We start from the raw sequence: 12,893 nt of genomic DNA, 5'->3' as shown, positions 1-12,893 counted from the left end.
CGTGTTTAACTTTCTGAAAACGCCCGCTAACGCCGCTCCGCTGCAGGACAAAAGTGAGATTGACAGCCGCTATCGCTACTGGCGACGGCACATCATGTCGACCATCTGGATCGGCTATGCCCTGTTCTACTTTACCCGCAAAAGCTTCAACGCGGCAGCGCCGGAAGTGATCGCCAGCGGCGTGATGATGCGCACCGATATCGGCCTGCTGGCGACGCTATTTTACATCACCTACGGCCTGTCGAAGTTCTTCTCCGGCATCGTCAGTGACCGCTCCAACGCCCGTTACTTTATGGGGCTGGGGCTGATCGCTACCGGCGTGGTCAATATCCTGTTTGGCTTCTCGACCTCACTGTGGGCCTTTGCGCTGCTGTGGACCATCAACGCCTTTTTCCAGGGCTGGGGCGCGCCGGTCTGCGCGCGCCTGCTGACCAGTTGGTATTCACGTAACGAGCGCGGCGGCTGGTGGGCATTATGGAACACCGCGCACAACGTTGGCGGTGCGGTTATCCCGATCGTTATCGGCGCAGTGGCGCTGCACTATGGCTGGCGAATCGGAATGATGATTGCGGGCGGTTTAGCGATTCTCGCCGGACTGTTTCTCTGCTGGCGTCTGCGCGACCGGCCTCAGACTGTCGGCCTGCCCGCGGTAGGCGACTGGCGACAGGATGAGATGGAGATGGCGCAGCAGCAGGAAGGCGCAGGTCTGAGTCGCAAAGCGATCCTGACCCGCTACGTGCTATTCAACCCCTATATCTGGCTGCTGTCGTTGTGTTACGTGCTGGTCTATGTGGTTCGCGCGGCGCTCAATGACTGGGGAAATCTCTACATCTCCGACACGCTGGGGGTAGATCTGGTCACGGCCAACTCGGTAATCACCCTGTTTGAGCTGGGCGGTGTGATAGGCGCACTGGTCGCGGGCTGGGGCTCGGACAAGCTGTTTAACGGCAACCGTGGCCCGATGAACCTGATTTTTGCAGCCGGGATTTTGCTTTCCGTCGGCTCACTGTGGCTGATGCCCTTTACCAGTTATGTGATGCAGGCAGCCTGCTTTTTTACTACCGGTTTCTTTGTCTTTGGCCCGCAGATGCTGATCGGCATGGCGGCAGCCGAGTGTTCCCATAAAGATGCGGCAGGCGCGGCAACCGGCTTCGTCGGCCTTTTCGCCTATCTTGGCGCGTCACTCTCCGGCTGGCCGCTGGCGTGGGTTATCGACGTCTGGCACTGGAGCGGCTTCTTTGCGGTGATTGCCACGGCGGCGGGGATATCCGCCCTGCTGCTGCTGCCGTTTTTAAATGCTCAGGCACCGCGGCCCCTGCCTGAAGCGTGATACGCCTCTCCTTTTTGCCCCGAGTGGGGCAAAACTAAGAAATTTTCCTGGTTTCGCCTGGATGCTGTCTCAGGCCAGTCTGGCGGCAGGTTTTTACAATGCCAGCCATTCGCTGCCTATTGCAGCTATTCCAACCAGGAGAATCCCCTTCCATGCTGGCATTCCTCAAACAGGTGCGCAGACCGACGCTGGATCTGCCCATCGAACTGCGGCGCAAGATGTGGTTCAAGCCGTTTATGCAGTCCTATCTGGTGGTCTTTATCGGCTACCTGACCATGTATCTGATCCGCAAAAACTTCAATATCGCGCAGAACGATATGATCACCACCTACGGACTGAGCATGACGCAGCTGGGGATGATCGGTCTGGGCTTCTCCATCACCTATGGCGTCGGTAAAACCCTGGTCTCCTATTATGCTGACGGCAAAAACACCAAGCAGTTCCTGCCGTTTATGCTGATCCTCTCGGCCATCTGTATGCTGGGTTTCAGCGCCAGCATGGGCACCGGATCCGTCAGCCTGTTCCTGATGATCGCCTTCTATGCCTTAAGCGGATTCTTCCAGAGTACCGGCGGCTCCTGTAGTTACTCCACCATCACCAAATGGACGCCGCGCCGCAAACGGGGTACTTATCTTGGCATGTGGAATATCTCCCACAACCTCGGCGGTGCCGGTGCGGCGGGCGTTGCGCTGTTTGGCGCCAATGTGCTGTTCAACGGCCACGTAATTGGGATGTTTATCTTCCCGTCTATTATCGCGCTGATTGTTGGTTTTATCGGCCTGCGCTACGGCAGCGACTCTCCGGAGTCTTATGGCCTGGGCAAGGCCGAAGAGCTGTTTGACGAAGAGCTGAGCGATGAGGACAAAGAAGCTGAAGATGAGTCGATGACCAAATGGCAGATCTTTGTCGAGTACGTACTGAAGAACAAGGTGATCTGGCTGCTCTGCTTCGCCAACATCTTCCTCTATGTGGTGCGCATCGGGATCGATCAGTGGTCAACGGTTTACGCCTTCCAGGAGCTGAAGCTCTCTAAAGAGGTGGCGATTCAGGGCTTTACCCTGTTTGAAGTCGGCGCACTGGTGGGCACACTGATGTGGGGCTGGTTATCCGATCTGGCCAATGGCCGCCGTGCGCTGGTCGCCTGCGTCGCGTTAGCGCTGATTATTGCCACGCTCGGGATCTATCAGCATGCCAGCAACCAGTATGTCTATCTGGCGTCGCTGTTCGCCCTGGGCTTCCTGGTCTTTGGCCCGCAGCTGTTAATCGGCGTCGCCGCGGTCGGCTTTGTGCCGAAAAAAGCGATTGGCGCAGCGGATGGTATCAAAGGCACTTTCGCCTATCTGATTGGTGACAGCTTCGCCAAACTGGGCCTGGGCATGATTGCCGACGGCACGCCGATATTTGGCCTGACCGGCTGGGCGGGCACCTTTGCCGCACTGGATGCCGCCGCCATCGCCTGTATCTGCCTGATGGCGCTGGTTGCGGTGATGGAAGAGCGTAAGATTCGCCGCGAGAAACGGCTACAGCGTTTGAAGATGGCGTAAAGATAAAATCTGGCCCGGCGTAAGCCGGGCTTTCCCGCCAGGTTCTGCCCTCAGCCATTGATGTAGCCCCACCAATCTGATCACTGCCAGTCAGCCCGCCAAACCCTCCCATCCCCTTTCACTTATTCTTTCACCTCGTCCCCGATTATTTAAGAAATTCACTGTCAGGTGGTCAGCCTGACCTCCAGGTTGTGGCCATGTTTTAATATTTACATGGCATAGTGCCTTTGCTTAGATGATAACTGACAAGGCGAATAACAGATTAAGCGGAACCTGATGATGATGAAGGCGCTGACTGAACGGCAACTGACGATTATGCGACAGCTTATTTCTCATAACAGTTATGTGAGCCTGCACGCTATTTCAGAAAAAACGTCTATTACACCCAGAACTCTACGCCGCGATATTGCAGACATTAACGAAAAACTTTCTGACCAGGGAATCAATCTCAGCGGAAAAAGTGGGAGAGGGATCACAATTAAATTCGCTGATGCGCAGTCGGAAATAGCCGCGCGCCGGATTTTCTCTGTCGAGGTGGATGATTTCAGCAGCAACTTCAGGATGCTGAAAATAGCATCGGATTTATTAATGCTTTCACCAAAAAGTTCCTCCATCAGTGAACTGGCGGATAAATATTTTATCAGCCGCGCCTCGATAGTGAATGATTTAAAAACATTAGAAGCATGGTTACATCAGTTTGATTTAACCTTATTAAAAAGCCGTGTCGGAACCAGCATAAAAGGCAGTGACCATAATATTCGCATGGCGATGAAAGCGCTGGTGTTAAAATCGATTTATAACCGTCAGGACATGATGGAAAGCCGTCTGGATGAAAGCACGCTGCAGGAGCTTTCAGAGAAGTTTGGTCAGCAGGCTGTCCATTTTACCCTGCAATTAATTAATTTTATTGAACAGCAACTGCAATATACGATAAGCGATCCTTACTACATCAATTTATTTACGCATATTCTGGTGCTGATCCACCGCAGTCACTCGCCGATGCACAGGACCGACGCCCGCGCGGTGTCGATGAACCGGGTCAGCGACCATCACGCCTGGCAGGTGTCACTGGCGGTGATAGAGCGCATTGAGACCGCCTACAACACGGTACTGGTGGCCGAGGAGTCTCACTCCATCTATCAGTATCTGGTCTCCTCCGGTAAGGCGGGTGGTGAGTCACCACAGCACGATGACTCGCTGATTTCGGAACGTGAAACCCGCTTTGCTGAGGCGCTGATCGCCCGGGTGGCGCAGCGCATCAACATTGAAATCACCACCGACCAGAACCTGCAGGCGTCATTGTCCTCGCATATCAAGCCGATGCTGAACCGCCTCAGATATCACATTCGGATTAAAAATCCGCTGCTGCATGATATCCAGACCGAGCTGGGTACGGTGTTCGCCGCCGTTAAAGCGGTAATCAGCCAGCTGACGCAGGAGTACAGCCTGGATGAAATCAGTGACGATGAGGTGGCTTATCTGACGGTGCATATTCAGGCAGCCATCGAAAACAGCATCAAGGTAAAACGGGTCTTGCTGGTCTGCTCCAGCGGTCTGGGCACCTCGCAGCTGCTTTACGGACGGATTATCCGCGCCTTTCCCGACTGGAAGATTATCGACATCGTGCCAGGGAAAAATATCGCTGACTCCCTGAAACGACATGAGTGTGACGTGGTGATTTCCACCATCCGGCTGGAACCGCTGGAAAAACCGGTGGTGTATGTCTCGGCCCTGTTCTCGGCGAAAGATATCGCACGGGTAACAGAATGTCTGGTATCGAATTCGATTAATTAATGATAATGGAGAAGCAAAATGACGACAGCCGTGGCTATTAACGAAGTATTAAAAGAAGAGTGCATTATTCTCGATGTCGATTGCCAGACCAAAGAGCAGATTATTTCTCAACTGACCGACCTGCTCTGCCAGACCGGGGCCGTCACCGATAAAGTCGCTTTCCTTAAAGATGTTTATCTGCGTGAGGAATTAGGCTCCACCGGATTTGAAAATCATATTGCTATTCCGCACGGTAAATCTGCGGCCGTCGCCAAAACCCGCATTGCCGTGGGTCGTTTACGCCAGGATATTCCGTGGGAGACCATCGACGGCACTAAAGTCCGGCTGGTTATTCTGTTCGCAGTAAAAGAGTCCGATAAAGATGTGGGCCATATCAAAATGCTCGCCAAAATATCCATTGCGTTAGGCGATGAGGATGTTGTCGAGCAATTACTTAATGTCCCGCATCGCGAAGAGATGTTTCATTTACTGTTATCCCGATCGGGAGCCTGAATAAACCGGAGAGCAGCATGAATTAAAAAATAAAGGAGGTATTCCAGGTTGTAGCCATCCCTTCAGACCGAAAAACATAAATATAAAATTTTCACTGGAGAACATTTATGAACATTATTGCCATTACCGCCTGTCCTACAGGTGTCGCCCACACCTACCTTGCCGAAAGTAATTTAAAAAAAGCGGCTAAAAAACTGGGCCTGAATGTATTAGTTGAAACCCAGGGCGCGATTGAAAGCGAATATATTTTCAGCGAAGACGATATTCATCGGGCGGACGTCGTGTTAATCGCCGCAGATAAAAAAGTTGAGATGGCACGCTTCCAGCATAAAAACGTGATTGAGGTGCCCGTTACCCGTGCCGCGAAGGACGCTGAAGGCCTGTTAAACGCCATTGTTAACGGCGAACTGGCTCCGAGGCTGGTAGACGCTGCGCCGCAGGCCAGTGCATCTGAACCGGCTAACAGTGCCCGTGAGGCGTCCGGTTCCCGTTCCTGGATTTCAGAGATTTATGTGCACCTGATCACCGGCGTGAACCTGATGATCCCGTTTGTGGTGGCGGGCGGCATTCTGATCGCACTGAGTTTTTCATTCGGGATTACGGCGGCCACACCAGGGGACGCTAATTTCAGCCCGATAGCGAAGATGCTCTCTGACATCGGTGGCGGTTCGGCCTTTGCCCTGATGCTACCGATTCTGGCGCTGGGGATCAGCCAGTCTGTCAGCGGCAAAGCGGGCATCGTGGCGGGCGCCGTGGGTGGGATGATGGCGATCCACACCGGCTCCGGCTTTCTCGGCGCGCTGATTGCCGGCTTCCTGGCCGGATACATCACGCTGCTGATCAATAACCATATCCATCTGCCCAAAGCGGTCGCCGGACTGAAACCTATTTTAATCGTGCCTCTGTTAAGCGTGCTGCTGACCGGCGCACTAATGGCGCTGCTGATTGGTGAGCCGATCAAAATGCTGCTCGGCTGGCTGACCGACTTCCTCAGTTCGCTGGGTAACACCAATGCGGCCATTCTCGGCCTGCTGTTCGGCATGATGGTGGCCTTTGATATGGGTGGCCCGCTGAATAAAACCGTCTGTATGTTTGCGATTGGCCTGATGTCGAGCGGGGTCTACGGGCCGATTGCCGCCTGTATGGCGGCGGGCATGGTGCCACCACTGGGCATCGCGCTGGCAACCACCCTCTTCCGCCGCAAATTTACCGAGCAGGAGCGCGAGACCGGCAAGGTCACCTACATCCTCGGTCTGTCATTTATTACCGAAGGCGCGATCCCATACGCGGTCGCCGATCCGCTGCGCGTCATCCCGGCCATCGTGGCGGGCTCCGGATTAGCGGGCGCCCTGTCAATGATGCTGGGCTGTGCTTCCCGCGCTCCGCACGGCGGCATTTTCGTCATCTTCATTCCTAACGTGATCAGCAATGTCATGGGTTATCTGTTTGCGATTGCCGCAGGCAGTTTGCTGACAGCGCTGATCCTGCTGTTCCTGAAAAAAGATATCTCCGTTCCTGCATAACAAGGATAAAACCTATGCTTTACAACATGAAAGATCTGCTCAGCGTTGCCCGACAGCATCAGTTTGGCGTTGGCGCGTTTAACATCGCCAGCGCGGAGTTTGGACGTGTGGCGGTTGAGACTGCCGAGAGACTGGATTCACCGCTGATTCTGGAGATCCATCCTGAAGAGATGGCCTTTACCGGCCCGGAATTTATCGGCTATCTGCGGACGCTGGCGATTCAGGCGCGCGTGCCGGTGGTGATCCATCTGGACCATGGCCGCTCGCTGGAAGAGGTGATGAAAGCGATCTACGCCGGTTTTACCTCGGTAATGATTGATGCCTCTTCTCATCCTTTTGAGCAGAACATTGCGCTGACGAAGAAGATTGTCGAGATAGCGCACACGATTAATGTCTCTGTGGAAGCGGAGCTGGGCACCATCGGTGTGGCGGAAGGCAGCGGCGAAGGCGGCAGTAACGAGATTCTCTATACCGATCCGCAGCAGGCCGAGACCTTTGTGCGCGAGACCGGCACCGACACGCTGGCGGTCGCCATCGGCACTTCGCATGGCCTCTATCCCAAAGGGAAGCAGCCGAAGCTGGATATCGAGCGCCTGCAGCAGATCCGTAAGGTGGTTGATATCCCGCTGGTGCTGCATGGCGGTTCGGGCAACAAAGACAGCGAGGTCGCGGAATCGATCCGTTATGGCGTCGGTAAAATCAATATCTCCAGTGATATGAAGAAGGCGTTCTTCGTGGCGCTGGAGCAGGAACTGAAGCTTGGGAGTCACGAGCCTAATTCCCTCTTTGTTAAACCGATGCAGGCGGCGAGTGAAGTGGTCGCGGCGAAGATGGCGCTGTTTAGTTCGGTGGGGAAAGCGGCGTTGTATCGGTAAGGGGTTGGTGGGGGGATTGGTTGCGAGTTGAGTATGGGAAAGGCACTGATGGATCGGTGTCTTTTTTGGGTTTTGAGAAGTGAGCTTTAAATAAGTATCAGGTCAGTAAGCAACAGCCATCAATGAAAAGAGATCTGCTCATCGCTCTTCTTTTGTATGCCAGAGATCCACGATGTAGATGGCATTATCACGAAGTTCGTAGTGAATCTCGTAGTCATCCAGTATCACCTTTCGAACTTCCCGAGGTTCATATCGAACCTGCTGTATGCCGATTGCTGGGTGTGCCTTGAGGCCAGCACTGCCGGTTATCAGGCGGTCTAAGACATCATCAGCATGCTGGCGGCTGTACTGAAGAGCAAAACGGTAGATGCGTTCCAGGTCATCCTGAGCTTTAAGCCGTCCAGTAAATTTCCATTTATCAGCTTTTCTTTAAACGATTACCAAATTCAACAAGGTCAGAGTGACTTACTACACGCCCGGCATCTACATCGGCAAGACCAGCCTGAATGCTCTGATGACGCCGTTCCCTTTCAGCCAGCATGGTGGTCAACGCTTCCTTGATGATCCAGCTTTTAGAACGATCCAGCTCCACAGCCAGATTTTCTACAGCATTAGCCAAATCGGTGGGTATTTGTGCGCTAATGGTCTGTTTTGTAAGAGAACCCATAGTGATCACCTCTTTTAATAACAGTTAATAACTTTTATTAAGTCTAACTTGGGTTTGTCTATAAAAACATCAGAGCTTATTTTGCGGGCAGCATCCTGAGGTTTGTTTCGCACTAATTGTCACCTATGGACTGGTCTGATAAATGACTATGCGATCTCACTATATTGGGCGGACACGAACCTGTTTCAATGTTTACGAAACCGATGGACGGGCGATCGTCCTCGTCAGTCGGGTTCTTGCTGGCAGAGCATTTGATTACAGCAGAGTGGCTGGGTCGGTGAAGGATTAAGGGTGATAAGGTTTAGTTACTTCCCGACTGCAACGTCAGCTGGCGGCGCTGAAAGAATAGCGCAGCGTTTATCCAGCAGCGACTCAACGGAAGCCCGATTGCCCTTATCCCAGCCGCGCCGGGTAGTTAGCAGGATAAACCCTTTCTCTCCCGAAAACGTCGCCGGAATGAGCGCCACACCAGACTCTGCCAGCTGCGGCGGCGACAGCCGGAAATGGCGTGCTACGGAGGAGACAGGATAGATCCCCATCGCCGTCGGCTGCATAACGCGACGGACGTAGTAGGTGTGGTTCAGCAATCGGTCGGGCAAGGGTCGCCAGTCATTATTAATAAAGGGGCGCTCGGCCTGAAGCTGGCGATAGACATCTTCCCGCAGGCAGGTCAGATGAATATGCAGTTGATTCTGGCTGCGGCCATAAGCGGAATTCAGCGCCATGCCGAGGCGATCCTCAGGCACTTTAGCGCCATAGGCCGCCATCAGACGATAACGCATTAACCAGGCGTAGCCGAAATAATCGGGACGTCCGGGGCGCGACAGCGCAATGCTCTCAATGCCGGACATCGCCACCGTAGGCACCAGAATAAAGTGCAGCCTGTGGCGAGGATTCTGGATGATGCTGTAGCCCTGCGTGTTGTCCTGCGGCAGATAGATTTGCTGGCAGGGAGCCGGATCGCGACGATAGTGATAGTTATTCATGCAGAGGTCATGCGTGACCGTCCACAGCGCGTCAGAGCGAGCGCATCCCGCCAGCAGCAGCACGATGACCAGCGACAGAGAACGGCATCGCCACAACAATTTCCCGTTCAGGCTACTCAATTATTCAGAACCCTGGTCAGCTCAACCTCATGGGTTGTGGGATTAAAGTACAGATAGAACTGATCCCCATCCAACTGATCAGGCCTTGCCCATATTTCCTTCTCGCCCAGACTGCGATTTTGCTTCATGTATCCCAGCTTTTCGAGATAAGCCTGCAGCGATGCAGTATCTGTAGCCCCCTTAAATATGATGCTATTTGAAGGTGAGTAACCGTCGCCAGGGTGCGCTTCAAAATAGTAGTTGTCCGTTATACGCGGCGCGTTTTCAATGTCCTTGTCTGTCAGTGTGTGATAGCTGAAGAAGTCATTTTCTTTATAGACAGTCGTTTCATCAGAGCCCGATGCAACAAGCCAGACAAACAAGCCAATGAGAATGAGGACGGTGGCAGCCACAAGTGCGGACCACTTAAACAGGTTTTTCATTGCCTCGCCCCCATGAATAAGAGTGATGTCCCATCATTGGTAACTACCTTAACTACCGCAGATGTGAAGTCGTTAAGCCTGGCCTGATGACATGCGTGCGTTTATGAGAATCAAAGGGCCGTTATGCCCCTATTCTTTTGGATAAGAAAAATCAGCAGTGACTAAATGCGACGCTGATTTATCAGATTGAACATCATAGGCGAAATAGTAACGATCTCCAGTTGTGAACTTAAATCCAAACACAGGAAGGCACTCACCTTTTGGAATATAAACAGGTTTGTCATCAAAAACCTTGTGAAGGGAGTTGCTTTTATCGCTGTTGATTTGAATGGCAGTAATCCTTTCTTGTGGCTCCAGTGGCGACACCACACAAACTTGCTTGTCTTTGATAAATGCCGTTGTAGATTCGCGCTCCACCATTCGGTCGCCAGGCCCAGGGCATCCCGTTAAGAGAAATACGACACCCAGCATCATCATGTTTTTCATGATTAACGCCCCTTCCCTGTTACGATTTTCTGAGAAAGCGTGGGGACATCCTGCAACATATCATTGCCCCTGTACATCCCCATGCCCCTGGCCTCTGATAGAAAAACCACTTATCAATCCCATAAACCAGTAGTAACCAATAGTGAGCTAAAATAGAGGCTTGCTGTTCAGGAGAGTAATCAGATTACCGGCCTACTTACACGACCTGATGTGCCTCCTGCTGATTAACACTCGCTTGTCATCACCTATATGGCCAGTGAAAGCGCAGACGTTAAGCCGGCTGCAGGGTTGACCTGAACGTTTGCCATCAGGCCCTATGTCCGAAACCCACAGGGGTTAGCGCAGCAGAACTGACGACCCGGTAACGCCGGGGAGCCGAAGGGGAGCATAAGCATCAGGATTTAAAAACCGTCAGCAGTCAGATACTGACTCGGTGTCTGTTTAATTACGCCTGCCAGCATGATTTTTGTTATGAAAAATGCTGCTGTCGGTTCACTCCAGTCAGCAATAACTTAAAATCGCGAATCATTATTCGAATGTTCCTGCTGTCCCCGCAGATTTTTGTGAATCCCGATAATTCATCTGTAGTCTTGTAAGCTGGTCTTTCCATCCGTTTTGTAAAGCAAAAATATCCAGGATATTGCTGGCAGATGTGATTTGCACTGTCCTTTAACTGGTTTAAAATACGATTAGCAACAGCTAACGAAGCGGATTATACTGGTTTATCCACTCATCCCGGAGGTAGAAACTGACGTGAAGGATACATACTACAATGATACAAGAATCAATTTGTTAATCCAGAATGAACTGAATGCATTCTTTGAGGATTACAAGGGTATTATCTATGCCTACGCCATTATGAACAAGAAAGACCCTTCACAGATGCGTATTATTAATAACAACCCTGAGTGGTTCGATATATACCTTGAAAGAAAGTATCAGTTTATTGATCCTGTCATCATTCAGAGTTTACGTTGTGTTGAAGATTTTTTTTGGGAAAACAACGTCATTCTGTCAGGCGGCTACAATCTCACGCGAATTTTCAATGAAAGTTTTCAATATAATATTTTCCAGGGGCAGACATTCCCTCTGCATGACTACCTGAACAACCTGGCTTTGCTATCCATTATCAGTCAGAAAGATTCTGGTATTGACATGGAAAAAAATCGTTCGAAAATAGTTAGTTTTCTTATTAAATTGCATCAGAAAACGCTTAACTTATACAGTCAACACCATCAGAAAAAGAACGTTTTTTTGTCACCGCGTGAGCGCCAAATACTTAAGTGGGTCGGCGCCGGGAAAACATACGCCGAAGTTGCGGTCATTTTATCTATTGCGGAACGCACCGTAAAATTTCATATGGGCAACGTCATGAAAAAGCTCGGAGTGAATAACGCCACACATGCGGTAAAACTAGGGACGGAGCTCCGGCTGCTGGACAACTGAGTCAACATTACTGGTTAAAGATGGCGTAAATGCCGGGACATCTCACGAAGCCAGCCACTGGCTTTGTCCCTGGTGATAATATCTTCCACGATGCTCATGCTGGCAGGCATGAAAATGTAGTAGATAACTTCCCCTTTTTCAGAAAGGCCTTTCTGAATAACTTCTATTTTCCAGTTCGCATGGCGAAATATTGCATACATGCCGCGACTTGCCACAGCGTACATCCCCCGATAGTTTCTCTTCATGCAATAAAAAATCATTGCAAGGAATAATACTTTACTGGCGGGCAAGCCATGCAGGCCTGCAGAATCACGTCTTTCTTTATCTAAAAACAGCCGGCTAATCTCACAACAGGGGATATCTGTGGGGAGACCACTTATACCCTCGAAATATTCATGAAAAATTTCGCTCATCATCGTCGGCTGTGTCGAATCTATAAACCGTGCACCACATAGCAACTTCCCGTTATGCATGCCCAGCAGGTAAGTCGTATTTTCGTTGTCAAATTGATCCTTTTCCATGCCGTCAATACATTCGACTTTCCAGTCGAGCCTCTCACGAAATGTTTTTTTTCTGAGCCGGTAGAGTTCGGTTGATAATTCTGGCGGAAATTCATCGTAATCACGCAAAAAAAACTCAATAGCAGAATTCATTCATTCATTCCTGATAATCACACATGGGAACCATTACCCCTGTCTTTTAAGACAGCTTTTATTACACCTGCGCAGACCCTATACTTAAAAAAGTACCTGACCACCGGGCACTCACCATGCTTAGCGGTCAGGAGGTCAAAGACCAAGTCAACACCAGGGAAAACCCACCCGCGATTATCTGATATTTCAGGTACCGGGTACAGAGTGCAATAAGCGCTCAAACGATAATTATATTAAAATACGAAAAACATCAATTAACTATAGTTTAATTATTGCCCTTTATAATTTTAAGGGGCAAGCTTTCCTGTTGCATTGACTAAAGCAACTATTATCTAATCTGTGATACAGGTTAACCGGGGGTTTCCCCGTCTGACACTTATCAGTTGCTGAAGACATGGCCACCAAACTGTTCAGCCGTTATACGAAGCCCCTCACTATTATCGTTACAGATACCGCCAGCAGTGAGTAACGGCCGACGTTTTTGATGTTAAGCGTTCCGTAGGTTCTTGGCTGGCTATCTCCCGCCTCCCTCGCGGAACTGCCTTAATGAGGTTG

12 protein-coding genes and 2 pseudogenes are annotated in these 12,893 nt (G+C 51.1%); 8 read left to right on the top strand and 6 right to left on the bottom strand.

The genetic code is table 11. The features are described 5' to 3' along the window. Position 1 precedes the first annotated feature (1 nt). From HFD94_RS11780 to HFD94_RS11755, 7 genes and pseudogenes are all read left to right on the top strand, one after another. A complete protein-coding gene (locus tag HFD94_RS11780) occupies positions 2–1,330 on the top strand; it encodes an MFS transporter (RefSeq protein WP_167433159.1) in 1,329 nt (442 codons plus the stop codon). Positions 1,331–1,482: 152 nt separating this feature from the next. Then, entirely contained in the window at positions 1,483–2,874 is a 1,392-nt protein-coding gene (gene uhpT, locus HFD94_RS11775; RefSeq protein ID WP_010251526.1) for a hexose-6-phosphate:phosphate antiporter, read from the top strand. A 276-nt stretch (positions 2,875–3,150) separates the two neighbouring features. Further along, a pseudogene (locus tag HFD94_RS23120) lies at positions 3,151–3,336 on the top strand (HTH domain-containing protein); the annotation flags it as partial. Positions 3,337–3,462: 126 nt separating this feature from the next. After that, positions 3,463–4,668 (top strand): PRD domain-containing protein, encoded by a 1,206-nt coding sequence (locus tag HFD94_RS11770; protein WP_229518688.1) that lies wholly within the window; start codon positions 3,463–3,465, stop codon positions 4,666–4,668. Between the two features lie 18 nt (positions 4,669–4,686). Then, positions 4,687–5,160, top strand: coding sequence for a PTS sugar transporter subunit IIA (locus HFD94_RS11765; protein ID WP_010251532.1), 474 nt, complete (start codon positions 4,687–4,689; stop codon positions 5,158–5,160). A gap of 107 nt (positions 5,161–5,267) precedes the next feature. Further along, positions 5,268–6,683, top strand: coding sequence for a PTS fructose transporter subunit IIC (locus tag HFD94_RS11760; protein WP_167433158.1), 1,416 nt, complete (start codon positions 5,268–5,270; stop codon positions 6,681–6,683). A gap of 14 nt (positions 6,684–6,697) precedes the next feature. After that, complete coding sequence (locus HFD94_RS11755; protein WP_060681657.1) at positions 6,698–7,558, top strand: ketose-bisphosphate aldolase; 861 nt, start codon at positions 6,698–6,700, stop codon at positions 7,556–7,558. Positions 7,559–7,696: 138 nt separating this feature from the next. Here HFD94_RS11755 and HFD94_RS11750 read toward each other — a convergent pair. The 5 genes and pseudogenes from HFD94_RS11750 to HFD94_RS11730 form a co-directional block, all read right to left on the bottom strand. Then, positions 7,697–7,973: pseudogene (locus HFD94_RS11750) on the bottom strand (type II toxin-antitoxin system RelE/ParE family toxin). Between the two features lie 3 nt (positions 7,974–7,976). Beyond that, on the bottom strand, positions 7,977–8,225 hold the full coding sequence (locus HFD94_RS11745; RefSeq protein ID WP_022625341.1) for a CopG family ribbon-helix-helix protein: 249 nt from the start codon (positions 8,223–8,225) through the stop codon (positions 7,977–7,979). Positions 8,226–8,530: 305 nt separating this feature from the next. Beyond that, positions 8,531–9,331, bottom strand: coding sequence for a CDP-diacylglycerol diphosphatase (locus HFD94_RS11740; protein WP_167433157.1), 801 nt, complete (start codon positions 9,329–9,331; stop codon positions 8,531–8,533). Then, positions 9,328–9,753, bottom strand: a complete 426-nt coding sequence (locus HFD94_RS11735) for a hypothetical protein (protein WP_167433156.1) — start codon at positions 9,751–9,753, stop codon at positions 9,328–9,330. The genes HFD94_RS11740 and HFD94_RS11735 overlap by 4 nt, the downstream gene beginning before the upstream one ends. A gap of 129 nt (positions 9,754–9,882) precedes the next feature. Further along, positions 9,883–10,239: a putative T6SS immunity periplasmic lipoprotein gene (locus HFD94_RS11730; RefSeq protein ID WP_062759409.1), complete on the bottom strand. Its 357-nt coding sequence runs from the start codon at positions 10,237–10,239 to the stop codon at positions 9,883–9,885. A 753-nt stretch (positions 10,240–10,992) separates the two neighbouring features. Between HFD94_RS11730 and HFD94_RS11720 the strand changes: the two genes are divergently transcribed. Beyond that, positions 10,993–11,685, top strand: a complete 693-nt coding sequence (locus HFD94_RS11720; RefSeq protein WP_022625337.1) for a LuxR family transcriptional regulator — start codon at positions 10,993–10,995, stop codon at positions 11,683–11,685. A 14-nt stretch (positions 11,686–11,699) separates the two neighbouring features. On the opposite strand, the gene HFD94_RS11715 is transcribed toward HFD94_RS11720, so the two are convergent. After that, positions 11,700–12,338 carry an acyl-homoserine-lactone synthase gene (locus tag HFD94_RS11715; protein WP_167433155.1) on the bottom strand — a complete coding sequence of 213 codons (639 nt, stop codon included), beginning with the start codon at positions 12,336–12,338 and terminating at the stop codon, positions 11,700–11,702. Positions 12,339–12,893: the final 555 nt, after the last annotated feature.

Origin of the sequence: Pantoea sp. EKM20T (genome assembly GCF_011800485.1) — a bacterium.
GTDB lineage: Bacteria > Pseudomonadota > Gammaproteobacteria > Enterobacterales > Enterobacteriaceae > Pantoea > Pantoea agglomerans.
Note: the sequence above shows the minus strand (reverse complement) of the source record. Positions and strands in the feature narration are given on the sequence as shown.

Coding starts and splice junctions, on each gene's coding strand:
- HFD94_RS11735 (WP_167433156.1), bottom strand. CDS start 9,753: ATGAAAAACCTGTTTAAGTGGTCCGCACTTGTGGCTGCCACCGTCCTC.
- HFD94_RS11755 (WP_060681657.1), top strand. CDS start 6,698: ATGCTTTACAACATGAAAGATCTGCTCAGCGTTGCCCGACAGCATCAG.
- uhpT (WP_010251526.1), top strand. CDS start 1,483: ATGCTGGCATTCCTCAAACAGGTGCGCAGACCGACGCTGGATCTGCCC.
- HFD94_RS11765 (WP_010251532.1), top strand. CDS start 4,687: ATGACGACAGCCGTGGCTATTAACGAAGTATTAAAAGAAGAGTGCATT.
- HFD94_RS11745 (WP_022625341.1), bottom strand. CDS start 8,225: ATGGGTTCTCTTACAAAACAGACCATTAGCGCACAAATACCCACCGAT.
- HFD94_RS11770 (WP_229518688.1), top strand. CDS start 3,463: ATGCTTTCACCAAAAAGTTCCTCCATCAGTGAACTGGCGGATAAATAT.
- HFD94_RS11730 (WP_062759409.1), bottom strand. CDS start 10,239: ATGAAAAACATGATGATGCTGGGTGTCGTATTTCTCTTAACGGGATGC.
- HFD94_RS11760 (WP_167433158.1), top strand. CDS start 5,268: ATGAACATTATTGCCATTACCGCCTGTCCTACAGGTGTCGCCCACACC.
- HFD94_RS11715 (WP_167433155.1), bottom strand. CDS start 12,338: ATGAATTCTGCTATTGAGTTTTTTTTGCGTGATTACGATGAATTTCCG.